Here is a 25,442-nt window from a genome sequence, read left to right as displayed (position 1 = left end):
TTTCACAAAGCACAACCTAAGCTTCAGTCAGTGTAGAGAGTATTCTCACTGATTGAAGTTTGGTGCTTAATAAGACATAGTCATACATGACGAAGGAGGGTTGCTCCTTGTTGGACGTGAACAACTTCGAGTATATGAAAATTGGTTTGGCATCGCCAGACAAGATTCGCTCATGGTCCCGCGGAGAGGTTAAAAAGCCGGAAACCATCAATTATAGAACGTTGAAACCGGAGAAAGAAGGTCTTTTCTGTGAAAAGATTTTCGGACCAACAAAGGACTGGGAATGTCATTGCGGTAAATACAAACGTGTACGTTATAAAGGCGTAGTTTGTGATCGCTGTGGCGTTGAAGTCACTCGTGCGAAAGTACGTCGTGAACGTATGGCACACATTGAATTAGCAGCGCCTGTCACTCATATTTGGTACTTTAAAGGTATTCCAAGTCGTATGGGTCTTGCGCTTGATATGTCTCCTCGTTCGCTTGAAGAGATTATCTATTTTGCATCATATGTTGTAACTGATCCTGGTGAAACTCCATTGGAGAAAAAACAACTATTGTCCGAGAAGGAATATCGTAGCTACCGTGAAAAATACGGTTATGGTTTCCATGCGGGCATGGGTGCAGAAGCTGTGAAAAAATTGCTACAAGATATCGACATTGAGCGTGATCTGGAATCGTTGAAGGAAGAATTGCGTACTGCTCAAGGCCAACGTCGTAATCGTGCGATCAAACGTCTTGAAGTTATTGAAGCATTCCGTAATTCCGGTAATATGCCTGAGTGGATGGTTATGGATGTACTTCCTGTTATTCCTCCGGAACTTCGTCCGATGGTTCAATTAGATGGTGGTCGTTTTGCTACATCTGACTTGAATGATCTATATCGTCGTGTTATTAACCGTAATAACCGTCTGAAACGTCTTCTTGATCTTGGTGCTCCTGATATTATTGTGCAAAATGAGAAACGTATGCTTCAAGAAGCTGTTGATGCGTTGATCGATAATGGTCGTCGTGGCCGCCCTGTAACGGGTCCTGGTAACCGTCCATTGAAATCACTATCTCATATGCTTAAAGGTAAACAAGGTCGTTTCCGTCAGAACTTACTAGGTAAACGTGTTGACTATTCTGGTCGTTCGGTTATCGTTGTAGGTCCTGACTTGAAAATGTACCAATGTGGTCTACCAAAAGAGATGGCGCTAGAATTGTTCAAGCCTTTCGTTATGAAAGAACTTGTTAACAAAGGTCTAGCACATAACATTAAGAGTGCTAAGCGTAAAGTTGAACGCGTAAGTGCAGAAGTATGGGATGTACTTGAAGAAGTAATTAGAGAGCATCCAGTTCTGTTAAACCGTGCTCCAACATTGCATAGACTTGGTATTCAAGCTTTTGAACCGATTCTTGTTGAAGGTCGTGCAATTAAATTGCATCCATTAGTATGTACAGCTTATAATGCTGACTTTGATGGTGACCAAATGGCGGTTCACGTTCCATTGTCTGCTGAAGCTCAAGCTGAAGCGCGTATGCTTATGCTTGCTTCTGGTAATATCTTGAACCCGAAAGATGGTAAGCCAGTCGTTACTCCGTCTCAAGATATGGTTCTAGGTACTTATTACCTTACAATGGATAACAATGAAGCTAAAGGTAGTGGCGGTATCTATGCTACGGTGAATGAAGTTGTATCTTCTTATCAACGTGGTGCCGCAGCTCTTCATGCTCGTATTGTTATTCCTGCTAAAGCTTTGAACAAAACAAGCTTTACAGAAAAACAAAACGCAGCACTTCTTTGTACAACAGTAGGTAAAGTTATTTTCAATGAAATATTCCCAGCGGAATTCCCTTATATCAATGAAGCGACTAAAGCTAACTTGATTAATGGTATCCCTGATAACTATTTCGTCTATGAAAAAGGTGCTGACCTTCAAAAAATTATGAATGATTTCCCGATAGCTCCTGCGGTAGGCAAAGACTACCTTGGAACAATTATCGCGGAATGTTTCCGTAAATATCATACAACGAAAACGTCTGTTATTCTTGATTTGATCAAAGAGCTTGGTTTCACTTACTCTACTAAAGCTGGTATTACTATCGGCGTGTCAGATATCATTATTCCAGTAGAAAAAGCTGGCATTATGAAGATTTCTGAAGATAAAGTAGCAACAGTTATGAACCAATATCGTCGTGGTCTTATTACGAATGAAGAACGTTATGACCGTATCATTCGCATTTGGAGTACGTGTAAGGATGAGATTACAGAAGTCCTAATGAAATCTATGGATCGCTATAATAACATCATGCTTATGGTTGACTCTAAAGCCCGTGGTAATAAATCTCAAATTACACAACTAGGTGGTATGCGTGGTCTAATGGCCAATCCATCTGGTCGTATTATCGAGTTACCAATCAAATCTAACTTCCGTGAAGGTCTTACTGTCCTTGAGTACTTTATCTCTACTCACGGAGCGCGTAAAGGTCTTGCCGATACAGCGTTACGTACAGCCGATTCAGGTTACCTAACTCGTCGTCTAGTTGACGTTGCACAAGACGTTATCGTACGTGAAGAAGATTGTGGTACAGATAAAGGCTTTATCGTTAGCAAAATTCAAGACGGTAAAGAGGTTATTGAAGACCTATTTGACCGTATTGAAGGTCGTTATTCATTCGAAACTGTTCGACATCCGCAAACAGGTGAAGTTCTAGTTAATCGTAATGAGTTAATCGATGCAGATAAAGCTGAAGGAATCGTTGAAGCTGGTGTTGAAAAACTTCAAATTCGTTCTGTACTAAGCTGTCGTGCTCGTCACGGTGTATGTAAAGTATGTTATGGTCGTAACCTTGCGACTGGTAAGCATGTTGAGATTGGTGAAGCGGTTGGTATTATCGCAGCTCAATCTATCGGTGAGCCAGGAACACAGTTGACGATGCGTACGTTCCATACGGGCGGTGTAGCCGGAGATGATATTACACAAGGTCTTCCACGTATCCAAGAGTTATTCGAAGCACGTAATCCTAAAGGTCAAGCACTTATTTCCGAGCTTGATGGTGTTGTGAAGAAAATTCACGAAACAAAAGATCGTCGTGTTATTGAAATTCAAGGTGAAGCAGAATCCAAAGAATACCCTGTTACCTACGGATCTCGTATTCGCGTAACAGAAGGTCAGCATGTTGAAGCAGGGGATGAACTTACTGATGGTTCTATTGATCCTAAAGATATGTTGCGTATTAAAGGTATTCGTGGCGTGCAAAACTATATTTTACAAGAAGTACAACGCGTATATCGTAACCAAGGTGTAGAAATCAATGATAAACATATCGAGGTTATGATTAAGCAAATGCTACGTAAAATCCGTATCGTTATTGCGGGTGACACTAAGCTATTACCTGGTTCATTCGTCGATATGCATGAATATGAAGCGGCTAACCTTGATGCCATTCTTACAGGTAAAGATCCAGCTATTGCTAAACCTGTATTACTTGGTATTACGAAAGCATCTCTTGAAACGGATTCCTTCTTGTCTGCAGCGTCATTCCAAGAAACAACGCGTGTTCTTACTGATGCAGCAATTAAAGGTAAAGTGGACCAATTACTTGGTCTTAAAGAGAATGTTATTATCGGTAAGCTAATCCCTGCCGGTACAGGTATGCAGCGTTACCGTAATATTCGCTTCAAAGGAATGGAAGAGAATGCGGAAACAGCAGTTCTTTCAAGTGGAAAAAGTGAAGCAGTAACTGTAGAAAAAGCTTAATTGCTATGACATAAAGCGGTAAATTCTCGTCATATTTTCGTGACTGAGAATTTACCGCTTTTTTATATAAGATAAGATGACCATAGTTAACAAAAATAATTGATAGTGTAATCACCCAGTGCTTGACATAACCTACTATTTAATGATAATATATCGGAGTGCGCCTAATGGTCGGGTATGGGTATATGCAACTTCATTATGAACCGCCTGGATCTGTGGGCTTGAATTTAGGTGAGATGTCTACCAATATAAATGACATAATTATGGGAAGGGGGTGGCAACATGCCAACAATTAACCAGCTAGTTCGTAAAGGACGCCAAGCTAAAGTTTATAAATCAAAATCACCAGCACTACAAAGAGGGTTTAACGCTCTTAAACGTGAGATTACGGAAACTAGATCTCCACAAAAACGTGGTGTATGTACTCGTGTAGGTACTATGACTCCAAGGAAGCCAAACTCCGCGCTTCGTAAATATGCGCGTGTACGTCTTACTAACCGTCTAGAGGTTACAGCGTACATTCCAGGTATCGGACATAACCTTCAAGAGCATAGCGTGGTACTTATCCGCGGTGGTAAAGTAAAAGACTTAGCAGGGGTTCGTTATCACATCGTTCGTGGTGCGCTTGATACTGCAGGTGTAAACAACCGTATGCAAGCTCGTTCTAAATACGGTGCTAAACGTCCTAAAGTTAAAAAATAATGGCAACTCCAACTCGGAGTAATGTTAGACCAACACAAATTATTTATTGAAGAAAGGGGGACTTCTAATGCCACGCAAAGGTCCTGTAACAAAACGCGATGTACTACCAGATCCGATGTATAATTCGAAATTGGTAACTCGTCTAATTAATCGTATCATGTTGGACGGTAAAAGAGGCACGGCTGCAACGATTCTTTATGATGCATTCAAATTGGTACAAGAACGTTCTGGAAATGATCCAATGGAAGTTTTTGAAGCAGCAATGAAGAACATCATGCCTGTACTTGAGGTTAAAGCACGCCGTGTAGGTGGAACTAACTATCAAGTGCCTATCGAAGTTAAACCTGAACGTCGTACTGCATTAGCATTACGTTGGTTGGTTAACTACTCCCGTAACCGCGGTGAGAAAACGATGGAAGAACGTTTGGCGGCTGAAATCATGGATGCATCGAACAACACTGGTGCAGCTGTGAAGAAACGCGAAGATACACACAAGATGGCGGAAGCTAATAAAGCATTCGCACACTACCGTTGGTAGGATAAACAACGAAAGTAGGAAAATTCAATGGCAAAAAGAGAGTTCTCCTTGGAAAATACACGTAATATCGGTATCATGGCACATATTGATGCGGGTAAAACTACAACGACTGAGCGTATCTTATTCTTCACTGGCCGTACTCACAAAATTGGTGAGACTCATGAAGGATCTGCTACAATGGACTGGATGGAGCAAGAGCAAGAGCGTGGTATCACAATCACATCTGCTGCAACAACAGCTGCTTGGAAAGGTCACCGTGTTAATATCATTGATACACCGGGTCACGTAGACTTTACAGTTGAAGTCGAACGTTCCCTGCGTGTATTGGACGGGGCTGTAGGCGTATTCAGTGCCAAAGAAGGCGTTGAGCCACAATCCGAAACTGTATGGCGTCAAGCGGATAAATACGGGGTTCCTCGTATCGCTTACATTAACAAAATGGACATCATCGGTGCTGATTACTTAAACGTAATTAAGGACATGCGTGAACGTCTAAATGCTAATGCTGTAGCTATTCAAGTACCTATGGGTGCTGAGAATGACTTCATCGGTGTTATCGATATTATCGAACGTAAGTCTTATACTTATGTTGATGATCTTGGTAAAGATCCAGTTGTTGGTGAAGTTCCTGCAGAATATGCGGATCAAGTTGAAGAGCTACGTGCAGAATTAGTAGAAAAAGTTTCAGAGCTTGACGAAGACTTGATGATGAAATATTTGGAAGGCGAAGAAATTTCAATTCCAGAAATCAAAGCTGCACTTCGTAAAGGCGTTTGTGAAACTAAGATCTATCCTGTAGTAGCAGGTTCTTCTTACCGTAACAAAGGTGTTCAATCGGTTCTTGACGCAGTAATAGATTACCTACCTGCGCCAACTGACATTGAATCCATTAAAGGAACATTGGAAGATGGTACTGAAGATGTTCGTCATTCTGACGACTCTGAGCCATTCTCCGCACTTGCTTTCAAAATTATGACGGATCCTTACGTTGGTCGTTTGACGTTCTTCCGCGTATATTCTGGTGTTCTTGCATCAGGTTCTTACGTGTTGAACTCTACAAAAGGCAAACGTGAGCGTGTTGGTCGTATTCTACAAATGCATGCGAACAGTCGTCAAGAGATTCAAGAAGTATTCTCTGGTGATATCGCAGCTGCAGTAGGCTTGAAAGATACTACGACTGGTGATACATTATGTGATGAAAAGTCACCAATTATCCTTGAATCCATGAATTTCCCTGATCCAGTTATTCAAATCGCTATCGAGCCTAAGACGAAAGCTGACCAAGATAAACTTGGTATTGCAATCTCTAAGCTTGCTGAAGAAGATCCAACGTTCCGTGCTTACACTGACGAAGAAACGAATCAAACGATTATCGCTGGTATGGGTGAGCTTCACCTTGAAGTACTAGTTGATCGTATGCGTCGTGAATTCAAAGTTGAGACAACAGTTGGTGCTCCTCAAGTAGCATACCGTGAAACTTTCAAAGCTAGCGCGAAAGTTGAAGGTAAATTTGTTCGTCAATCAGGTGGTAAAGGTCAATTCGGTCATTGTTGGGTTGAATTCGAACCGCTTGAAGCTGGTTCGGGCTTTGTCTTCGAAAGCAAAGTTGTGGGTGGTTCTATTCCTCGTGAATATATCGCTCCAATCCAAGCTGGTATTGAAGAATCAATGAAAAATGGTGTTGTCGCTGGTTACCCACTAGTTGATATTAAAGCAACTGTCGTAGACGGTTCTTACCATGATGTCGATTCCTCTGAGATGGCGTTCAAAATTGCAGGTTCTTTGGCGCTTAAAGCTGCTAAAGAAAAATGTATGCCGATTATTCTTGAGCCAATCATGAAAGTAGAAGTAACAGTTCCTGAAGAATACTTCGGTGATGTTATGGGTATGATCAGCTCTCGTCGTGGACGTATTGAAGGTTCTGATGTTCGTAGTGGTGCACAAATCATTCGTTCTAAGGTACCTTTGTCCGAGATGTTTGGTTACTCAACAACTCTACGTTCTGGTACTCAAGGTCGTGGCGTATTCTCGATGGAGCTTTCTCATTATGAAGAAGTTCCGAAGACTATCGCTGAAGCGATTATTGCAAAAAACAAAGGTGAGTAATTTCACACTTGTAAAGTTTGATTTTAGCCGAAATTAGATATAAAATAATCTAATATCGGCTTACACATAAAAATATAAAGATATATTGAGGAGGATTAAGTTCAATGGCAAAGGCAAAATTTGAACGTAATAAACCGCACGTTAATATCGGTACAATTGGTCACGTCGATCATGGTAAAACAACATTAACAGCGGCAATCACTAAAGTTCTATCTACTCGTTATGGTGGAGCAGCAATGGACTATGATCAAATCGACAAAGCTCCAGAAGAGCGCGAGCGCGGTATCACAATCTCTACTTCTCACGTAGAGTATGAAACTCCTGCTCGTCACTATGCACACGTTGACTGCCCAGGTCACGCGGACTATGTTAAAAACATGATCACTGGTGCTGCACAAATGGACGGCGGTATTCTTGTAGTTTCTGCTGCTGACGGTCCAATGCCACAAACTCGTGAGCACATCCTTCTTTCTCGTCAAGTAGGTGTTCCTTACATCGTAGTATTCTTGAACAAATGTGATATGGTTGAAGATGAAGAGCTTCTTGAACTAGTAGAAATGGAAGTTCGTGACCTTCTTAGCGAATACGACTTCCCTGGTGATGATACTCCAATCATCCGTGGTTCTGCTCGTGAAGCTTTACAAGATCCAACTGGTCCATGGGCTGATAAAATTATCGAATTGTTCGATCAAGTCGATACTTATATCCCAACTCCAGAACGTGCTACTGACAAGCCTTTCCTTATGCCTGTTGAGGATGTATTCACAATCACTGGTCGTGGTACTGTTGCTACTGGCCGTGTTGAGCGTGGAGAAATCAAAATTGGTGACGAGATCGAAATCGTTGGTCTTCAAGAAGAAGTTCGCAAGTCTGTAGTAACAGGCGTTGAGATGTTCCGTAAATTGCTTGACTATGCTCAAGCAGGAGACAACGTTGGTGCACTACTTCGTGGTGTAGATCGTAAAGATATCGAGCGCGGTCAAGTACTTGCTAAACCAGGTTCTGTTAAGCAACATACTAACTTCACAGCTCAAATCTACGTTCTAACTAAAGAAGAGGGTGGCCGTCATAAGCCATTCTTCACTGGTTACCGTCCACAGTTCTACTTCCGTACAACTGACGTAACTGGTATTGTTAACCTTCCAGAAGGTTCTGAAATGGTTATGCCTGGTGACAACATCGAAGTAACTGTTGAATTGATCTCTCCAATTGCGGTTGAAGAAGGTACTCGCTTCTCAATCCGTGAAGGTGGTCGTACAGTTGGTGCTGGTGCGGTTGCATCTATCCAAGCTTAATATTTCTGCAGCATAAGCTGCTTATAAAAAAGCTCCCATGCAAATGGGGGCTTTTTTTTGTGTTTATAAGGTGCATTATCTTTTAAATTTTGCTACGACACCCCTTTATAGCTTAGAAGTATTGACGTATTACCTTCATGCATTTAATATGGTGAAAAGAATATACAAGCATTCATAAAATTTTTGCAATTTGAGAGGGGTCATTTCATTGAAGAAGAAATTATGGTCAGGTATTGCTTTATCGCTTATGGTTTTGGCATTAGCAGCTTGTTCTGGTGGAAAAGATTCAGGTTCATACAAAGTAGGGATATCGCAGTTTGTTGAACATCCTTCTTTAAATGCAGTATATGATGGTATTATTGATGCGCTAGCTGATGCGGAGATTAAAGAGGGTGATAACTTAGTTATTGATTTCCAAAATGCTCAAGCGGACTTTAGTAATCTGCAACCGATTTCGCAAAAAATTAAAGAAGGCAAACCGGATGTTGCCGTAGCGATTGCTACACCAAGCGCATTAGCTTTAATTGATGAAATTACCGAAACTCCAGTAGTGTTTGCAGCAGTTACTGATCCGATCGGTGACAAGCTTGTTCCTACATTAGAATCGCCAGGTGGCAACGTTACAGGTGCTTCAGATTCTAATCCTGAAGCTGTTGAGTCACTTATGGATTTTATTGCTAAAGAATTTCCTGGTGTAAAAAAAGTAGGTATTGTTATTAATAAAAGTGAGCCTAACTCTGTAGTTATGGCTGCAACGGCTGAAGCTCGTCTAGCTACACATAATATTGAATTAGTTGAAGCGCCAATCGTTAATGCTTCTGATATTCAAATAGCAACTCAATCTTTAATAGGCAAAGTTGATGCGATCTATATCACGCTTGATAACACAGTAGTAGAAGCAGTTGGTACGATTATCGATATTGCTTACAAAAATGATATTCCATTCTTCTCTTCTGATCGTGATACAGTTGAAGCAGGTGCATTTGCAACGGTTGGTTTCAAATATTATGATCATGGTTATCAAGTTGGACAGATGATTGTAGATATTTTGAAAAATGGTAAAAAACCAGGTGAGATGACTGTGACTAAACCGCAAAATCTTGATTTCATTATTAATACAAAAGTTGCAGCTGAGATGGGTATTGAAGTGACAGATGCAATGAAAGCTTATGTGAATGATCCAGCTAATAACATTATTGAATAATATAATATAATATAATATAAAAAGCTTGATAAGTTTTACGATAAAGCAGGGGGTCAGGAGACTGATCCCCTCGGTACGTTAGAAAGCAAGGAGGAGTATAATGCTTTATTCATTAGTAGGAGCTTTAGAAAGTGGTTTGCTGTATGCGTTAATGGCATTAGGTGTATTTATTACTTATCGTGTATTAGATTTTCCGGATCTTACAGTGGACGGTAGTTTTACGACAGGAGCAGCAATAGCTACTATTATGACGATTAATGGATACCCACCTATTGTTTCTTTAATATTCGCTTTTTGTGGCGGAGCGCTTGCGGGTTTAATGACAGGGCTGCTACATACGAAAGGGAAAATCAATGGACTGCTATCAGGTATTATTATGATGATTGCCCTCTATACGATCAACCTACGTATAATGGGCAAGCCTAGTCTTTCTTTACGTGATGCTGCGAGCTTATTTGATTTGGCTCCAGTATGGTTAATTGGATTAATTGTGGCTGTAAGTATGAAATTACTTTTAGATCTGTTTTTCAAAACAAATATTGGTCTAAGCTTACGTGCAACAGGTGATAATCAACGAATGATCAAAAGCTTCGGGGCTAATACACATATGACGACAATTCTTGGCGTCTCATTGTCCAATGCATTAGTTGCAACTTCGGGGGGATTAATCGCATTTTCAACGAATCAAACAAACATCAATATGGGTGTAGGTATGATTGTTATTGGTTTAGCATCTGTCATTATTGGTGAAGCTATATTTGGTAGGAAAACAATATTCCGTGCAACGATTGCTGTTGTACTTGGAGCTATTATATATCGGATTATTTATGCATTAGCTTTAAGAATCCCAGGAATGGATGCGCAAGATATGAAGCTGATTACAGCACTTATTATTATTTTCGCACTAATTATTCCTACTATTAAAAACGCAATACAAGAAAAGAAAATATCACGTAAGCGAGCAGAAGAAGTCATCCAACAAGTGAATTCAGCCTCGAAAGGGGAGGGTGCGCTAGATGTTACACATTAATGAAGTATCCAAGTTGTTTAACCCAGGTACAATAGATGAAAAGATAGCATTATTAAATGCTGACTTACATTTAAACACTGGAGACTTTATAACTATTATAGGAAGTAATGGAGCAGGGAAGTCTACTTTAATGAATGTAGTATCTGGAGTGTTGAAACCTGATGTCGGAACGATTGAAATTGACGGAACAGATGTAAGTAATTTACCTGAGCATAGTCGAAGTAGGTGGATCGGACGAGTCTTCCAAGACCCTATGGCAGGCACTGCACCGCATATGTCTATCGAAGAAAACTTAGCCTTAGCTTACAAGCGCGGTCAACGGAGAGGTTTTTCCTTCGGCGTGACGAGTAAGACGAAGGTTATATTCAAGGATGAACTTTCTAAGCTTGGTATTGGTCTTGAGAATCGTATGGGTGCTAAAGTTGGCATGTTATCTGGTGGGGAGCGTCAAGCGCTAAGCTTATTAATGGCAACCTTTACTCGTCCACAAATATTGCTACTTGATGAACATACCGCTGCACTTGATCCAGCTCGTGCTGAACTCATTACGAACTTAACCGAAAAAATCGTAAAAGATCTTAATCTAACTACGATTATGGTCACGCACAATATGGAGCAAGCAATTAAACTTGGAAATCGTCTTATTATGATGGATAAAGGGCGAATTATTTTACAGGTTGATCCAGAGCGTAAGAAGGAGTTAACGGTTGCTAGCTTGCTTAAAGAGTTTGAGCAGATTAGTGGTAAAGCTATGGCTGATGATCGAGTAATATTAGGGTAACATGGAAGTTCAAAAAACAGGCTTTGATAACGAAGTGCTGTAGGTAGCTTAATCGGCATCGAATATAGTGTGAAAATTATATATAGAAGAACTACGTGAAACAACGGCGAAAAAATGCCGTTGTTTTTATTTGGAACATGACATTTGGTGAAAATAAATATATAATGTAAAAAGTGATGAAAACGGGAATATAACGTCGACAAAAAGAAAAGTTTTACTATGTATAAAATTAGTTGCAATCATATGCCTACTCGTGTATAATATTGACTGTTGGTCTGACGTTGCGTTGATGTGAGAGGTTGCCGACACACCAGGCCCCTTTGCCATGGGGTATGTGTAGGGTTTTCTTACGGAGTATGTCCGATAATAAAATTGGGCGATAGAAGGAGGGACTTAAAATGGCAAAGCAAAAGATTCGTATTCGTTTGAAAGCATACGATCATAGAATTCTTGACCAGTCCGCAGAGAAAATTGTTGAAACTGCAAAACGTTCCGGTGCAGGTGTATCCGGTCCGATTCCGTTACCAACGGAAAAGCAAATCATCACTGTTCTACGTGCTGTGCATAAGTACAAGGATTCTCGCGAGCAATTCGAACAACGCACTCATAAGCGCTTGATCGATATCGTGAATCCTACGCCGCAGACTGTTGATGCATTGATGCGTCTGGATCTACCATCCGGTGTAGATATCGAAATCAAACTGTAAGTTGAATTAATGTAAGTATAGAGAGGAATGAGGTGTCAACATGAAAGGTATCTTAGGTAAAAAACTTGGTATGACTCAAGTATTTACTCCTGAAGGTAACGTAATTCCAGTAACAGTAATTGAAGCTGGTCCTTGCGTAGTCTTACAGAAGAAAGACTTGGAAAACGATGGCTATGAAGCTGTTCAACTTGGTTTTGCTGATAAGAAAGAAAGCAGATCCACTAAACCAGAAGCTGGTCACGCTAAAAAAGCTAATACAACTCCTAAGCGCTACGTTCGCGAAATTCGTGGAATTAATCTTGGAGAGTATGAAGTTGGCCAAACCGTGTCAGCTGACTTATTCGCACAAGGCGAATTTGTTGACGTAACAGGTATTTCTAAAGGTAAAGGATTCGCGGGTGTAATCAAACGTTGGGGTCAAAGTACTGGTCCAATGTCACATGGTTCTCGTTATCACCGTGGTCCAGGTTCAATGGGTTCTATCCAAGCGAACCGCGTGCCGAAAGGTAAACGCCTACCAGGACATATGGGTACAGAAACAGTTACTATTCAAAGATTAGAAGTTATTCGTGTAGACGCTGAGCGTAACGTACTTCTTATCAAAGGTTCTATCCCAGGTCCTAAAAATGGATTTGTAAATATTAAACAAACGGTTAAACACTAATCGTTGTTGAAGAAAGGAGGAACAAGAAATGCCTAAAGTAACAGTATTCAACGTGAGTGGTGCACAAGTTGGCGAAATAGAACTTGCTGATAGCGTGTTCGGTATCCAACCTCATACTCATGTTATGCATAGTGCTGTTGTTCTGCAACAAGCTGCAGAACGTCAAGGAACGCACAAAACTAAAGGACGCTCTGAAGTACGCGGTGGCGGACGTAAACCTTGGAAGCAAAAGGGTACAGGACGTGCTCGTCAAGGTAGTATCCGCTCTCCACAGTGGGTTGGTGGTGGTACTGTATTCGGTCCTACACCTCGCTCATATGGCTTCAAACTTCCTAAAAAAGTTCGTCGTCTTGCGATCAAATCTGCTCTTTCTTCTAAAGTAATTGCAGAGAATATTATCGTATTGGATCAGCTTGCATTTGCAGCTCCAAAAACGAAAGAGTTCGCAAACATTCTTAACAACCTTAAAGTAGAACGTAAAGCTTTGGTTGTTACTGCTAACTACGAGGATAACGTAGCATTATCTGCTCGTAACATCCCTGGAGTTAAATTCGTCGCTGCTGATGGCATCAATGTTCGTGATGTTCTTGTCTATGACAAATTGATCATCACTAAAGAAGCGGTAGAGAAAGTACAGGAGGTGTTTGCATAATGAAGAATCCTCGCGATATCATTAAGCGCCCGGTTATTACCGAACGTACTAGCGATTACATGGCTGTAAAACGTTATGTTTTTGAAGTTGACTTACGCGCTAACAAAACCGAAATTAAACTTGCTATTGAACAAATTTTCAATGTAAAAGTTACTAGTGTTAACACTATGCGCGTTGCGGGTAAACCGAAACGTTATGGTAAATACAGTGGTTACAGACCAAATTGGAAAAAAGCTATTGTTCAATTAAGCCAAGATAGCAAAGAACTTGAGTTCTTTGAAACGTCTGTATAGAAAAGGAGGGAACACAAGTGCCAATTAAAAAGTACAAACCGACCTCTCCTGCTCGTCGTAACATGTCCGTTTCTACATTCGAAGAAATTACGACAAGTACTCCGGAGAAATCATTGCTTGCGCCGCTTTTCAAAAAAGCTGGTCGTAACAATCAAGGTAAAATTACAATCCGTCACCATGGTGGTGGACACAAACGTAAATACCGTATTATTGACTTCAAACGTGTTAAAGATGGTATTATTGGTAAAGTTGCAACGATCGAGTACGATCCAAACCGTACTTCAAACATTGCATTGATCCATTATGTTGATGGAGCGAAAGCTTACATCATCGCACCTAAAGGTCTTAAAGTTGGTGATCAAGTTCAATCTGGTCTTGGTTCTGATATTAAAATCGGTAACTCATTACCACTTGCAAACATTCCAGTGGGTACAGTTATCCACAATATTGAGTTAAGACCTGGTAAAGGCGGACAACTAGTTCGTGCTGCTGGTACAGAAGCTCAATTGCTTGGTAAAGAAGGTAACTATGTAACAGTTCGTCTTAACTCTGGCGAAGTTCGTCACATTCTTAACACTTGCCGTGCTACTATCGGTGCTGTAGGTAACGGTGATCACGAGCTTATCAAAATTGGTAAAGCTGGTCGTTCTCGTTGGTTAGGTAATCGTCCTTCAGTTCGTGGATCGGTAATGAACCCTAATGATCACCCTCACGGTGGTGGTGAAGGTCGTTCTCCTATCGGTCGTAAATCTCCATTATCTCCTTGGGGTAAACCGACACTTGGTTACAAAACACGCAAGAAGAATAAAGCATCAAGCCAATATATCGTTCGTGGTCGCACGAAGTAATAATTGCTTGATACAAGTCGCATAATTACGGTTATGCTGAAGCTCTTACGTGAAGGGAGGAACTCATATGGGTCGCAGTTTGAAAAAAGGTCCATTTGTTGATGGTCACCTTTTTAAAAAAGTTGAAGTTTTGAATGAAGCAGAGAAAAAGACTATTGTTAAAACTTGGTCTCGTCGCTCTACAATTTTCCCACAATTCATCGGACATACTTTCGGGGTATATGATGGTCGTAAACATGTGCCGGTTTATGTGACAGAAGACATGGTTGGTCACAAACTAGGCGAATTCGCACCAACACGTATGTACAAAGGTCATGCGTCTGATGACAAAAAAACGGGCAGACGTTAATTTGCCCTTGATCACTTTCTAATGAATGAGAGGAGGTTCCTACATGGCAGAAGCTATAGCACACGCACGTAATATACGTATTGCTCCTCGTAAAGCTCAATTGGTTGCGGATTTAATCCGTGGCAAGCAAGTTGGCGAAGCAATCGCAATTCTGCGTCACACGCCTAAAGCTGCTTCACCAATTTTGGAGAAGTTGCTGAACTCTGCAATTGCTAACGCTGAGCATAATAATCAGCTTGATGTTAACAATTTGGTTGTATCGCAAGTATTTGCGAACCAAGGACCAACGATGAAACGTTTCCGCCCACGTGCAATGGGTCGTGCAAGTAGAATTAATAAGAGAACCAGCCACATCACTTTGGTCGTATCTGAAAAATAAGGAGGGATAACGAGTGGGTCAAAAGGTAAATCCTAATGGTATGCGTGTCGGGATCATCCGTGATTGGGAATCCAGATGGTACGCAGAAAAAGACTTCGGCGATCTTCTACTAGAAGACGTTAAAATTCGCGAATACCTTAAAGGCAAGCTGAAAGATGCAGCTGTTTCTCGTTTTGAAATCGAACGTGCCGCTAATCGCGTAAACGTAACGATTCACACCGCTAAACCAGGTATGGTTATCGGTAAAGGCGGAACAGAAGTAGACAATCTTCGTGTTCAACTAGGTAAAATCGCAAAAGGTAAAAAGGTTCATATCAATATTTCAGAAATCAAGTATGCTGATCTAGACGCTATCCTTGTTGCTGAAAGTATTGCTCAACAATTAGAGCGTCGTGTATCATTCCGTCGTGCTCTAAAACAAGCTATCCAACGTTCTATGCGTTCGGGTGCAAAAGGAATTAAAACTGCAGTTTCTGGTCGTCTAGGCGGCGCTGAGATTGCTCGTTCAGAAGGATATAGCGAAGGCACTGTTCCACTTCATACTCTTCGTGCTGATATCGATTATGGTACAGCTGAAGCAGCTACGACTTATGGTCGTCTAGGTGTTAAAGTATGGATCTATCGTGGTGAAGTCCTTCCGACTAAGAAGAAAGCTCCACAGGAAGGAGGCAACTAATCATGTTGGTACCTAAACGCGTCAAACATCGTAAACAACAACGTGGTCACATGAAGGGTCGTGCTAAAGGCGGTACTACAATAGCTTTTGGTGAATACGGTCTTCAAGCAGTTGAACCATCATGGATCACTAACCGCCAGATTGAAGCAGCTCGTATCGCTATGACTCGCTACATCAAACGTGGTGGTAAAGTCTGGATCAAAATTTTCCCGGATAAGCCTATTACGCAAAAGCCTCTTGAGGTTCGTATGGGTAGTGGTAAAGGTAACGTTGAGAAATGGGTAGCAGTAGTTAAGCCAGGCAAAATTATGTTTGAGCTTGCTGGTGTTCCAGAAGAAGTGGCTCGTGAAGCTATGCGTCTTGCAGCTCACAAGTTGCCAGTTAAAACTAAGTTCGTGAAACGAGAAGAAGTGGGTGGTGAAGCAAATGAAGGCTAGTGAATTTCGCAACCTAACATCTACTGAAATTGAGCAGCAAGTCGCTGGTTTCAAAGAAGAGCTGTTCAACCTTCGTTTCCAATTGGCAACAGGTCAACTGGATAACCCGACTCGTATTCGTGACGTGCGTAAAGAAATTGCTCGCGCAAAAACAGTTCTTCGTCAAAGAGAACTTGGAATAAGCAGCTAATTAACTTGCACAGTGGCATCATAATCACTGTCAGGAAGGAGGCCAACTATGAGCGATCGCAATGCCCGTAAAATTAAAATCGGCAAAGTGGTAAGTGACAAAATGGACAAAACAATTGTTGTTGCTGTTGAAACATACAAGACACACAACTTGTACCATAAACGTATTAAATCTACGAACAAATTTAAAGCACATGATGATACCAACACTGCTAAAATCGGCGATGTTGTAAGAATCATGGAGACTCGTCCACTATCTAAAGACAAGCGCTTCAGACTGGTCGAAATTGTTGAAGCAGCTGTCATTCTTTAATGAACGTGTGTAAGAAAAGCACTTTTCTTGAAAGGAGGACGTTGAAATGATTCAACCGTTTACGCGACTTAGAGTTGCTGACAACTCTGGTGCAAAAGAAGTTATGTGTATTCGTGTACTTGGTGGTACTGGACGCCGCGTTGCTGCAATTGGCGATTTAATCGTCTGTTCTGTTAAACAAGCAACACCAGGCGGCGTTGTCAAAAAAGGTGATGTAGTTAGAGCTGTTGTCGTTCGTACGAAGCGTTCTGTGCGTCGTAAAGATGGTTCATACATCGCATTTGATGAAAATGCTGCAGTGGTAGTTAAAGATGACAAGAGCCCACGTGGTACTCGTATCTTTGGACCAGTTGCTCGCGAACTTCGTGATAAAGATTTCATGAAGATCGTTTCTCTAGCTCCAGAAGTTATCTAATTTAATGCTTTAGTTTATATAACCCTGAAAGCGAAAAGCGCAGGAGGTGTAATAAATGCCAAAAGTGAAAAAGTTATTAGAATCACACAACAATAAGCTACATGTGAAAAAGGATGACATTGTCATCGTTATTTCTGGAAAAGACAAAGGTAAAAAAGGTCGCGTAATTGCAGCTTATCCTCGTCAAAACCGTGTTCTTGTTGAAGGTGTCAGTATTGTTAAAAAACATGCTCGTCCATCACAGTCTAATCCACAAGGTGGAATTATTGAGCAAGAAGCAGCAATTCACGTTTCCAATGTTATGCATGTAGATCCTAAGAGCGGACAAGTGACGCGTATCGGATATAAAGTGCTTGATAACGGTAAAAAGGTTCGGATTGCTAAAAAATCCGGAGCAGTGATTGACTAATCGTTATGTAGGAAAGGAGGTCCATGACTAATGACAGCAAGACTGAAAAGTCGCTTTCTTAATGAAATCACTCCTGCATTAATGCAGAAGTTCAACTATACTTCAGTAATGCAAGTACCGAAAGTTGAGAAGGTCGTAATTAATATCGGTGTTGGCGAAGCAGTTTCCAACTCCAAAATTCTTGATGTTGCTCTTGAAGAGCTACAAATCATTTCCGGTCAAAAACCGGTTGTAACACGAGCTAAGAAATCCATCGCTGGATTTAAACTTCGTGAAGACATGCCAATCGGGGTTAAAGTTACACTACGTGGTGAGCGTATGTACCATTTCCTTGATAAATTGTTCAACATCTCGTTGCCGCGTGTACGTGACTTCCAAGGTGTATCAACTAAAGCTTTCGACGGTCGTGGTAACTACACACTAGGTTTGAAAGAACAACTTATCTTCCCGGAGATTGAGTATGATAAAGTTGATAAAACACGTGGTATGGATGTCGTCATCGTTACAACAGCTAATACAGACGAAGAATCTCGTGAATTGCTAGCCCAAATGGGTATGCCATTCGCGAAGTAATCCACTACTAGGAGGTGTAATACCCAGTGGCAAAAACTTCGATGAAAGTGAAACAACAACGCGCTCCCAAGTTCAAAGTACGTGCTTATACACGTTGTGAACGTTGTGGTCGTCCGCACTCAGTTTTACAAAAATTCAAAATTTGCCGGATTTGTTTCCGCGAGTTAGCACATATGGGCCAGATTCCTGGCGTTAAAAAAGCAAGCTGGTAATCAGCCTAGTTCGGGAAGGAGGTTCACACTAATGGTTATGTCTGATCCGATTGCAGATATGTTGACACGCATTCGTAATGCGAACGTGGTTCGTCACGAAACTGTAGAAATGCCCGCTTCAAAAGTGAAGAAAGATATCGCTGAAATACTGAAGCGTGAAGGATTTATCCGCGATGCAGAATACATCGAGGATAATAAACAAGGTATGATTCGTATTTTCTTGAAATACGGTCAAAGCCAAGAGCGCGTAATTACTGGTCTTAAACGTATTTCTAAGCCAGGTCTACGTGTTTACACAAAATCTACTGAAATCCCACGCGTACTTGGTGGACTTGGAATTGCAATTATTTCAACGTCTAAAGGTGTAATGACAGACAAAGAAGCTCGTCAAGCGAAAGCTGGCGGCGAAGTAGTCTGCTACGTATGGTAATATAAGTAACGAAGGCAGGAGGTGTTACAATGTCCCGTATTGGTCGTAAATCCATTCCAGTACCAGCAGGTGTTGCTGTTACTTTTGATAACTCTTTTATTACAGTTAAAGGACCTAAAGGAACTCTTTCTCGTACACTTCATAGCGATATGATCGTGAACGTTTCTGAAACAGAAATCGTGATTGAGCGTCCTTCCGATAACAAACTTCATCGTTCGCTACACGGAACTACTCGTTCTGTTGTTGCTAACATGGTTAGCGGCGTTACTGAAGGTTTTAAGAAAAATCTTGAACTTGTTGGTGTCGGCTACCGTGTATTGAAAAACGGTGAAAAAATCACGCTAAACGTAGGTTACTCTCATCCGGTTGAAATCACTCCTGAAGCAGGTATTGATTTCGAAGTTGTAGGTACTACAAAAATTACTGTTAACGGAATTGATAAAGAGCGTGTAGGTCAAATCGCTGCGCAAATTCGTGCTGTACGTCTTCCTGAGCCATATAAAGGTAAAGGTATTAAGTACGAAGGTGAGCGTATCATCCGTAAAGAAGGTAAAGCCGGTAAGAAGAAATAAGCAGCTTTATAGCTCGCTTATACTTGCGTCTTAAGGCAAAGGAAAGGAGGGTACATGCATGATTACAAAAACTGATAAAAACAAGGCTCGTCTGAAAAGACGTTTCCGCGTTCGTAAAAAAATCAATGGAACAGCAGCTCGTCCTCGTTTGTCTGTGTTCCGTTCTTCTAAACACATTTATGCTCAACTAATCGATGATGTAGCAGGTGTGACAATCGCGTCCGCTTCTACAAAAGATAAAGAGTTAACAGCTGCTATCGGTAACGGTGGTAATGTTGAATCTGCAACTAAAGTTGGCGATTTGATTGCAAAACGTGCTCTAGATAAAGGTGTTCAAGAAGTAGTATTTGACCGTGGCGGTTACTTATATCACGGAAGAGTTCAAGCACTAGCTGCAGCAGCTCGTGAAGCAGGCTTGAAATTCTAATCAATCAATAAGGAGGTAAACGACTTGCGTGTAGATCCTAATACGTTAGAACTATCTGAAAAAGTAGTTCAAATTAACCGCGTTTCCAAAGTTGTAAAGGGCGGACGCCGTTTCAGCTTTAGTGCGCTTGTAGTAGTAGGCGACGGAAAAGGCTACGTTGGCGCAGGGATCGGTAAAGCAGGCGAAGTACCTGATGCAATTCGCAAAGGTATTGAAGATGCTAAGAAAAACCTGATCCTTGTACCACTTGTAGGAACAACAATTCCTCACCTAATTGAAGGTCGTTTCGGAGCTGGTAAAGTTCTTTTGAAACCGGCATCTGAAGGTACAGGAGTTATCGCTGGTGGTCCAGTACGTGCAGTACTTGAACTAGCAGGCGTTGGTAATATTTTAACTAAATCACTTGGTTCTTCAAACTCCATGAATATGGTGAACGCGACGTTAGAAGGTCTTTCTCGTCTAAAACGTGCTGAAGACGTTGCTAAACTTCGTGGTAAAACTGTTGAAGAGCTACTAGGTTAAGGGGGGAAAATCGATGGCAAAATTGCAAATCACCCTCGTTCGCAGTTTGATTGGCCGCAACGAGAAACAACGTGCAACAGTTCAAACACTCGGCCTTCGCAAAATTCGTCAATCGGTCGTTCTTAACGACAGCCCAGCTATTCGCGGCATGGTACATCATGTTAGTCATTTGGTTAAAGTTGAAGAAGTTTAATTTTAACTAATAGCTAGGTAGAGATAATGTTACGAAATATATAAGGAGGTGCACGAACGATGAAATTACATGAATTAGCACCAGCTGCTGGTTCCACGTTTACGCCTAAGCGTAAAGGGCGTGGGATCGGTTCAGGCACTGGTAAAACAGCAGGTAAAGGCCATAAAGGTCAAAACGCTCGTTCCGGCGGCGGTGTTCGTCCTGGTTTCGAGGGTGGTCAAAACCCACTTTATCGCCGTTTACCGAAACGTGGATTTAACAACCCGTTCCGTAAAGAATATGCGATTGTGAACATTCAAGACTTGAACAGCTTTGACGCAGGTACAGAAATCACTCCAGAAGTTCTTCTTGAAAAAGGCGTTATTAAAAATACGCTAGCAGGAATTAAAGTCTTGGGTAATGGTGAATTGAACGTAGGGCTTACAGTGAAAGCTAACAAGTTCTCTCAATCTGCGGTGGAGAAAATCCAGGCTGCCGGCGGTAAAACCGAGGTGATCTAAATGTTTACGACCGTGTCCAATATATGGAAGGTTCAGGATCTTCGTAGAAGAATTCTGTTCACACTATTTGTACTATTGATTTATCGTATTGGTGCCTTTATTCCAGTACCAGGCGTGGATACTGAGACGTTAAAAGCAGCAGGTTCTTCAGGTGATAACTTGTTCGGCCTTCTTAATACGTTCTCAGGTGGAGCCTTGTTCAACTTCTCTATCTTTGCAATTGGTATTACACCATATATTACAGCTTCGATTATCGTACAGTTGTTATCTATGGATGTTATTCCAAAATTTGCAGAGTGGTCAAAACAAGGTGAAGATGGCAAGAAAAAACTTGCTCAAATCACTCGTTACGGTACAGTTATTTTAGGTCTAGTACAGGGTCTAGCTACAGCGATTGGTTTCAATCGTATGTATGGGATCACGATCATTGAAAATGCAAACTTTGTAGATTACTTAGTTATAGCTATTATTTTGACTGCAGGTACTGCTTTCTTAATGTGGCTAGGTGAGCAAATTACAGAGAAGGGTATCGGTAACGGTATCTCTATTATTATCTTTGCTGCGATTGTAGCTGGTTTACCAGGTCATATTCGTACAATTTATGAAGATCAACTTGCATCTAATGCAGGTTTCATGAATTATATTAATGTAGTTCTAATAGCATTAGTAGTAATACTTATGATTGTTGGAGTTATCTTTATTCAGCAAGGTATTCGTAAAATTCCTGTTCAATATGCGAAACGCGTAGTAGGTCGTAAGATGTATGGTGGTCAATCCACTCATATTCCTATGAAAGTGAACGGCGCTGGCGTTATTCCAGTAATCTTTGCAATTTCTTTGCTTATGTTCCCAGTTACAATTGCGAACTTCTGGGCAGGAAAAGCTTGGGCTAACTGGACTATCGAGAACTTGAACTATGACCAACCACTTGGGATGGTATTATATGTTCTTCTAATCGTCGGTTTCACATTCTTCTACACATTTGTACAAATTAATCCAGTTCAAATGGCGGATCAAATGAAGAAAAATGGTGGCTACATCCCAGGTATTCGTCCTGGTAAACCAACATCATCTTACTTGACTCGTGTTCTAACTAGAATTACTTTGGCAGGAGCAACTTTCTTAGCGGTTATCTCAATCTTCCCAGTGCTTTTCGGATCACTTGCAGGATTGCCGACTTCCGTACAGCTTGGTGGTACTTCACTGCTAATCGTTGTCGGTGTTGCACTTGATACGATGAAGCAAATTGAAAGCCAATTGATCAAACGCCACTACAAGGGGTTTATCAATAAATAACAACAGGTTCGACAACGGGTTGCCGCACCGGCAATTAAGCTAGGCGGTGCCCTAACGGACCTATTGTGCTTAAAAGCGAGGAACTTAATGATGAATATTCTATTTATGGGTCCTCCGGGAGCCGGCAAAGGAACGCAAGCGGAGAGAATCGTTGAGGAATTTAATATTCCGCATATTTCCACTGGGGATGCTTTTCGTCTAGCGATGAAACAAAGCACGCCAATTGGTCTGAAAGCGAAAGAATTTATCGATCAAGGGTTACTCGTTCCTGACGAGATTACTAACGGCATTGTGAAAGAAAGACTGGCGCAAGCTGACTGTCAAAACGGCTTCTTGCTTGATGGCTTTCCTCGTACATTGCAACAAGCTGAAGCACTTGACGGCATGTTGCAAGAGCTTAGCCGTACAATTGATCATGTTGTTAACTTGAGTGTAGATCGCAACTTACTATTAGCTCGTCTAACTGGACGTCGCATCTGCAAATCTTGTGGAGCTACTTATCACGTAATGTTCAACCCTCCAAAAGTCGATGGCGTATGCGATAAAGACGCTGGAGAGCTGTATCAACGTTCTGATGATACAGAAGAAAAAGTGGGAACTCGTCTGGATGAGTATACATCCAAAACAGCTCCTTTGTTGAACTTCTATGCTGAACAAGGTACGCTGCGCGAGGTTGACGGTGAACAAGATATCAATCTTGTTACAGCTGAGATCATTTCAACTTTAAGAGGTTCCTTGTAATGATCATTTGCAAATCCGACTCGGAACTGCAATTAATGAGAGAAGCAGGGAGGATTGTTGCCATGACTCATCAATTCATGGTTCAAGCGATTGAGCCAGGAATTACGACGGGTGAACTCGATGCAATTGCGGAGACGTACATTCGAAGTCAAGGTGCAATTCCATCATTTAAAGGTTATAATGGTTTCCCATCCAGCGTATGTGCTTCAGTAAATGACGAACTAGTGCATGGTTTCCCAGGTTCACGTAAGTTGAACGAGGGTGATATAATTAGTCTTGATATTGGCGCTCAGTATGAAGGGTATCATGGTGATTCTGCTTGGACCTACCCGGTCGGAACAGTTACATCTGAAGTACAACAATTACTGACGATAGGTGAACAATCGCTTTATGCGGGAATCTCACTAATCGAGCCTGATATTAGACTTTATACGATATCACACGCCATCCAGAGGGTAATCGAAGCAGCGGGATATTCCGTCGTTAGAGAATATGTAGGACACGGTGTTGGTAAGGAACTTCATGAAGATCCAAAAATACCAAACTACGGTATTCCTGATCGTGGTCCGCGGCTAAAGCCGGGTATGGTGCTAGCTATTGAACCTATGGTTATTATGGGTGAACGATACGTTCGGACACTCGAAGACAAGTGGACAGTTGTAACTCGGGACGGTTCCTGGTGTGCTCATTTTGAGCATACAGTAGCTGTAACGGAGGACGGATTTGAGATATTGACCAAATTGCCTGGGCAGAATTAGAGGTAACGACAATGAAGCCAGTACAAATCGGACAGTTAATCAAAGTACTCAGAGGTAAAGATGAAGAGCGATATGCGATCGTAATTGAAGTGCTTGATGAGCGCTTTGTCAAAATTGCTGATGGCAGAAAACGCAAATTCGATCAACCAAAGAAAAAAAACGTTCTGCATCTCGAGCTGCTACCCGTCATTTGTCAGGAGGTCGCAATCAGCTTGCAGGAATCAGGTAAAGTTACTAATGCAAAGTTACGTTATTTTATAGAGAAGTATGCACATGGAAAGGAGAGTTAATATGGCTAAAGAAGATGTAATTGAAGTTGAGGGTACGGTAATCGAACCATTGCCTAATGCTATGTTTAAAGTTGAGCTTGAGAATGGGCATCAAATTCTTGCTCATGTATCTGGAAAATTAAGAATGCACTTTATTCGCATTCTAACTGGAGACAAAGTTGTTATTCAGTTATCGCCTTATGATTTATCAAGAGGGCGCATCACCTATCGTAAATAGATTAGCAATAGTCTATGAGACGAAAGATTCGGGAGGTAATCACAATGAAGGTAAGACCTTCTGTAAAGCCGATTTGCGAGAAATGCAAAGTCATTCGTCGTAAGGGCAATGTAATGGTCATTTGTGAAAATCCGAGACACAAACAAAAACAAGGATAAAAGGAGGAGGAAACTAATCAATGGCACGTATAGCTGGTGTAGATATTCCGCGTGATAAACGCGTTGTAATCTCTTTAACGTACATTTTTGGTATCGGCAACACGACTTCTAAAAAAGTTCTAGCATCTACTGGTGTTAGTCCGGACACTCGTGTTCGCGATTTGACAGAAGATGAGCTTGGTCGTATTCGTGATGAAATCGACAAAGTAGTTAAAGTAGAAGGCGACTTACGTCGTGAAATTTCTCTTAACATTAAACGTCTAACTGAAATTGGTTGCTACCGTGGTCTTCGTCACCGTCGTGGTCTTCCAGTTCGCGGTCAACGTACTAAAACAAATGCTCGTACACGTAAAGGTCCTCGTCGTACTGTAGCTAACAAGAAGAAATAAGAAGGGAGGATAAACGATAATGGCTAAAGCAAAAAAAGTCGTTCGTACTAAGCGTCGCGATCGGAAAAATATCGATACTGGCGTTGCACATATCCGTTCCACATTTAACAATACTATTGTGACGATCACAGATCCACATGGTAATGCGATCTCTTGGGCAAGTGCTGGCGGTATGGGTTTCAAAGGTTCTCGTAAGAGTACACCTTTCGCAGCTCAAATGGCTGCTGAATCTGCTGCTAAAGCTGCAATGGAGCATGGTATGAGAACGGTTGAGGTTAGTGTTAAAGGTCCTGGCGCAGGACGTGAAGCGGCTATTCGCTCGCTTCAAGCTGCTGGCTTGGAAGTTAACTTGATCAAGGACGTTACACCAGTTCCGCATAACGGATGCCGTCCACCAAAACGTCGTCGCGTATAATTTGTAGACTTGGTGGTATCAA

General features: G+C 41.4%; 37 protein-coding genes. All 37 read left to right on the top strand.

Annotated elements, in window-relative coordinates; genetic code table 11:
• Window positions 1-107 precede the first annotated feature (107 nt).
• The 37 genes from rpoC (at window position 108) to rpsK (ending at window position 25,420) form a co-directional block, all read left to right on the top strand.
• Window positions 108-3,740, top strand: a complete 3,633-nt coding sequence (rpoC, locus tag AC1TO5_RS19265; protein ID WP_482064468.1) for a DNA-directed RNA polymerase subunit beta' — start codon at window positions 108-110, stop codon at window positions 3,738-3,740.
• 282 nt (window positions 3,741-4,022) lie between these two features.
• A complete protein-coding gene (gene rpsL / locus AC1TO5_RS19260) occupies window positions 4,023-4,442 on the top strand; it encodes a 30S ribosomal protein S12 (RefSeq protein ID WP_482064467.1) in 420 nt (139 codons plus the stop codon).
• Window positions 4,443-4,509: 67 nt separating this feature from the next.
• Window positions 4,510-4,980: a 30S ribosomal protein S7 gene (gene rpsG, locus AC1TO5_RS19255; RefSeq protein ID WP_482064466.1), complete on the top strand. Its 471-nt coding sequence runs from the start codon at window positions 4,510-4,512 to the stop codon at window positions 4,978-4,980.
• 27 nt (window positions 4,981-5,007) lie between these two features.
• The gene (gene fusA / locus AC1TO5_RS19250; RefSeq protein ID WP_482064465.1) at window positions 5,008-7,086 is read left to right on the top strand and encodes an elongation factor G; all 2,079 of its coding nucleotides are present in this window, start codon (window positions 5,008-5,010) and stop codon (window positions 7,084-7,086) included.
• 104 nt (window positions 7,087-7,190) lie between these two features.
• On the top strand, window positions 7,191-8,381 hold the full coding sequence (gene tuf / locus AC1TO5_RS19245; protein WP_482064464.1) for an elongation factor Tu: 1,191 nt from the start codon (window positions 7,191-7,193) through the stop codon (window positions 8,379-8,381).
• Between the two features lie 208 nt (window positions 8,382-8,589).
• Window positions 8,590-9,585 (top strand): ABC transporter substrate-binding protein, encoded by a 996-nt coding sequence (locus tag AC1TO5_RS19240; RefSeq protein ID WP_482064463.1) that lies wholly within the window; start codon window positions 8,590-8,592, stop codon window positions 9,583-9,585.
• Window positions 9,586-9,685: 100 nt separating this feature from the next.
• The gene (locus AC1TO5_RS19235; protein ID WP_482064462.1) at window positions 9,686-10,615 is read left to right on the top strand and encodes an ABC transporter permease; all 930 of its coding nucleotides are present in this window, start codon (window positions 9,686-9,688) and stop codon (window positions 10,613-10,615) included.
• Window positions 10,602-11,396: an ABC transporter ATP-binding protein gene (locus tag AC1TO5_RS19230; RefSeq protein ID WP_482064461.1), complete on the top strand. Its 795-nt coding sequence runs from the start codon at window positions 10,602-10,604 to the stop codon at window positions 11,394-11,396. The genes AC1TO5_RS19235 and AC1TO5_RS19230 overlap by 14 nt, the downstream gene beginning before the upstream one ends.
• Before the next feature lie 398 nt (window positions 11,397-11,794).
• The gene (gene rpsJ / locus AC1TO5_RS19225) at window positions 11,795-12,103 is read left to right on the top strand and encodes a 30S ribosomal protein S10 (RefSeq protein ID WP_028609655.1); all 309 of its coding nucleotides are present in this window, start codon (window positions 11,795-11,797) and stop codon (window positions 12,101-12,103) included.
• Window positions 12,104-12,143: 40 nt separating this feature from the next.
• Complete coding sequence (gene rplC / locus AC1TO5_RS19220) at window positions 12,144-12,767, top strand: 50S ribosomal protein L3 (protein WP_482064460.1); 624 nt, start codon at window positions 12,144-12,146, stop codon at window positions 12,765-12,767.
• Window positions 12,768-12,795: 28 nt separating this feature from the next.
• Entirely contained in the window at window positions 12,796-13,419 is a 624-nt protein-coding gene (gene rplD / locus AC1TO5_RS19215; RefSeq protein WP_482064459.1) for a 50S ribosomal protein L4, read from the top strand.
• Window positions 13,419-13,712, top strand: coding sequence for a 50S ribosomal protein L23 (rplW, locus tag AC1TO5_RS19210; RefSeq protein WP_482064458.1), 294 nt, complete (start codon window positions 13,419-13,421; stop codon window positions 13,710-13,712). The genes rplD and rplW overlap by 1 nt, the downstream gene beginning before the upstream one ends.
• Before the next feature lie 17 nt (window positions 13,713-13,729).
• Window positions 13,730-14,560 (top strand): 50S ribosomal protein L2, encoded by an 831-nt coding sequence (gene rplB / locus AC1TO5_RS19205; protein ID WP_482064457.1) that lies wholly within the window; start codon window positions 13,730-13,732, stop codon window positions 14,558-14,560.
• A gap of 67 nt (window positions 14,561-14,627) precedes the next feature.
• On the top strand, window positions 14,628-14,909 hold the full coding sequence (gene rpsS / locus AC1TO5_RS19200) for a 30S ribosomal protein S19 (RefSeq protein WP_482064456.1): 282 nt from the start codon (window positions 14,628-14,630) through the stop codon (window positions 14,907-14,909).
• 43 nt (window positions 14,910-14,952) lie between these two features.
• Window positions 14,953-15,288 carry a 50S ribosomal protein L22 gene (rplV, locus tag AC1TO5_RS19195; RefSeq protein ID WP_482064455.1) on the top strand — a complete coding sequence of 112 codons (336 nt, stop codon included), beginning with the start codon at window positions 14,953-14,955 and terminating at the stop codon, window positions 15,286-15,288.
• 13 nt (window positions 15,289-15,301) lie between these two features.
• Window positions 15,302-15,964: a 30S ribosomal protein S3 gene (rpsC, locus tag AC1TO5_RS19190; protein WP_482064454.1), complete on the top strand. Its 663-nt coding sequence runs from the start codon at window positions 15,302-15,304 to the stop codon at window positions 15,962-15,964.
• 2 nt (window positions 15,965-15,966) lie between these two features.
• Window positions 15,967-16,401 carry a 50S ribosomal protein L16 gene (gene rplP / locus AC1TO5_RS19185; protein ID WP_482064453.1) on the top strand — a complete coding sequence of 145 codons (435 nt, stop codon included), beginning with the start codon at window positions 15,967-15,969 and terminating at the stop codon, window positions 16,399-16,401.
• Complete coding sequence (rpmC, locus tag AC1TO5_RS19180; RefSeq protein WP_482064452.1) at window positions 16,391-16,591, top strand: 50S ribosomal protein L29; 201 nt, start codon at window positions 16,391-16,393, stop codon at window positions 16,589-16,591. The genes rplP and rpmC overlap by 11 nt, the downstream gene beginning before the upstream one ends.
• A gap of 48 nt (window positions 16,592-16,639) precedes the next feature.
• A complete protein-coding gene (gene rpsQ, locus AC1TO5_RS19175; protein WP_482064451.1) occupies window positions 16,640-16,903 on the top strand; it encodes a 30S ribosomal protein S17 in 264 nt (87 codons plus the stop codon).
• A 46-nt stretch (window positions 16,904-16,949) separates the two neighbouring features.
• Entirely contained in the window at window positions 16,950-17,318 is a 369-nt protein-coding gene (gene rplN, locus AC1TO5_RS19170; RefSeq protein WP_482064450.1) for a 50S ribosomal protein L14, read from the top strand.
• A gap of 55 nt (window positions 17,319-17,373) precedes the next feature.
• Window positions 17,374-17,727, top strand: coding sequence for a 50S ribosomal protein L24 (gene rplX, locus AC1TO5_RS19165; RefSeq protein WP_482064449.1), 354 nt, complete (start codon window positions 17,374-17,376; stop codon window positions 17,725-17,727).
• A gap of 30 nt (window positions 17,728-17,757) precedes the next feature.
• Window positions 17,758-18,300 carry a 50S ribosomal protein L5 gene (gene rplE, locus AC1TO5_RS19160; protein WP_482064448.1) on the top strand — a complete coding sequence of 181 codons (543 nt, stop codon included), beginning with the start codon at window positions 17,758-17,760 and terminating at the stop codon, window positions 18,298-18,300.
• A gap of 26 nt (window positions 18,301-18,326) precedes the next feature.
• Window positions 18,327-18,512 (top strand): type Z 30S ribosomal protein S14, encoded by a 186-nt coding sequence (locus AC1TO5_RS19155; protein ID WP_258203656.1) that lies wholly within the window; start codon window positions 18,327-18,329, stop codon window positions 18,510-18,512.
• A gap of 31 nt (window positions 18,513-18,543) precedes the next feature.
• Window positions 18,544-18,942 carry a 30S ribosomal protein S8 gene (gene rpsH, locus AC1TO5_RS19150; RefSeq protein ID WP_258203655.1) on the top strand — a complete coding sequence of 133 codons (399 nt, stop codon included), beginning with the start codon at window positions 18,544-18,546 and terminating at the stop codon, window positions 18,940-18,942.
• Between the two features lie 29 nt (window positions 18,943-18,971).
• Complete coding sequence (gene rplF / locus AC1TO5_RS19145) at window positions 18,972-19,514, top strand: 50S ribosomal protein L6 (protein WP_482064447.1); 543 nt, start codon at window positions 18,972-18,974, stop codon at window positions 19,512-19,514.
• Window positions 19,515-19,572: 58 nt separating this feature from the next.
• Window positions 19,573-19,941 (top strand): 50S ribosomal protein L18, encoded by a 369-nt coding sequence (gene rplR / locus AC1TO5_RS19140; protein WP_482064446.1) that lies wholly within the window; start codon window positions 19,573-19,575, stop codon window positions 19,939-19,941.
• A 24-nt stretch (window positions 19,942-19,965) separates the two neighbouring features.
• Window positions 19,966-20,463: a 30S ribosomal protein S5 gene (gene rpsE, locus AC1TO5_RS19135; protein ID WP_482064445.1), complete on the top strand. Its 498-nt coding sequence runs from the start codon at window positions 19,966-19,968 to the stop codon at window positions 20,461-20,463.
• A gap of 13 nt (window positions 20,464-20,476) precedes the next feature.
• Window positions 20,477-20,656 carry a 50S ribosomal protein L30 gene (gene rpmD / locus AC1TO5_RS19130; RefSeq protein WP_482064444.1) on the top strand — a complete coding sequence of 60 codons (180 nt, stop codon included), beginning with the start codon at window positions 20,477-20,479 and terminating at the stop codon, window positions 20,654-20,656.
• Window positions 20,657-20,715: 59 nt separating this feature from the next.
• Window positions 20,716-21,156 (top strand): 50S ribosomal protein L15, encoded by a 441-nt coding sequence (gene rplO / locus AC1TO5_RS19125; protein WP_482064443.1) that lies wholly within the window; start codon window positions 20,716-20,718, stop codon window positions 21,154-21,156.
• Window positions 21,157-22,452 carry a preprotein translocase subunit SecY gene (secY, locus tag AC1TO5_RS19120; RefSeq protein ID WP_482064442.1) on the top strand — a complete coding sequence of 432 codons (1,296 nt, stop codon included), beginning with the start codon at window positions 21,157-21,159 and terminating at the stop codon, window positions 22,450-22,452.
• A 90-nt stretch (window positions 22,453-22,542) separates the two neighbouring features.
• The gene (locus tag AC1TO5_RS19115) at window positions 22,543-23,193 is read left to right on the top strand and encodes an adenylate kinase (RefSeq protein ID WP_482064493.1); all 651 of its coding nucleotides are present in this window, start codon (window positions 22,543-22,545) and stop codon (window positions 23,191-23,193) included.
• Window positions 23,193-23,951, top strand: coding sequence for a type I methionyl aminopeptidase (map, locus tag AC1TO5_RS19110; RefSeq protein WP_482064441.1), 759 nt, complete (start codon window positions 23,193-23,195; stop codon window positions 23,949-23,951). Before AC1TO5_RS19115 ends, map begins: the two co-directional genes overlap by 1 nt.
• An 11-nt stretch (window positions 23,952-23,962) precedes the next feature.
• Window positions 23,963-24,241 carry a hypothetical protein gene (locus tag AC1TO5_RS19105; RefSeq protein ID WP_482064440.1) on the top strand — a complete coding sequence of 93 codons (279 nt, stop codon included), beginning with the start codon at window positions 23,963-23,965 and terminating at the stop codon, window positions 24,239-24,241.
• Between the two features lies 1 nt (window position 24,242).
• Complete coding sequence (gene infA / locus AC1TO5_RS19100) at window positions 24,243-24,458, top strand: translation initiation factor IF-1 (protein ID WP_015847200.1); 216 nt, start codon at window positions 24,243-24,245, stop codon at window positions 24,456-24,458.
• A gap of 44 nt (window positions 24,459-24,502) precedes the next feature.
• On the top strand, window positions 24,503-24,616 hold the full coding sequence (gene rpmJ, locus AC1TO5_RS19095) for a 50S ribosomal protein L36 (protein ID WP_015253313.1): 114 nt from the start codon (window positions 24,503-24,505) through the stop codon (window positions 24,614-24,616).
• Window positions 24,617-24,636: 20 nt separating this feature from the next.
• Window positions 24,637-25,005: a 30S ribosomal protein S13 gene (rpsM, locus tag AC1TO5_RS19090; protein WP_482064439.1), complete on the top strand. Its 369-nt coding sequence runs from the start codon at window positions 24,637-24,639 to the stop codon at window positions 25,003-25,005.
• Between the two features lie 19 nt (window positions 25,006-25,024).
• The gene (rpsK, locus tag AC1TO5_RS19085) at window positions 25,025-25,420 is read left to right on the top strand and encodes a 30S ribosomal protein S11 (protein WP_482064438.1); all 396 of its coding nucleotides are present in this window, start codon (window positions 25,025-25,027) and stop codon (window positions 25,418-25,420) included.
• Window positions 25,421-25,442: the final 22 nt, after the last annotated feature.

It is taken from the genome of Paenibacillus sp. Y930, from assembly GCF_056786375.1.
The sequence above is the reverse complement of the archived record's forward strand: the minus strand, read 5'-3'. Positions and strand labels throughout refer to the sequence as shown.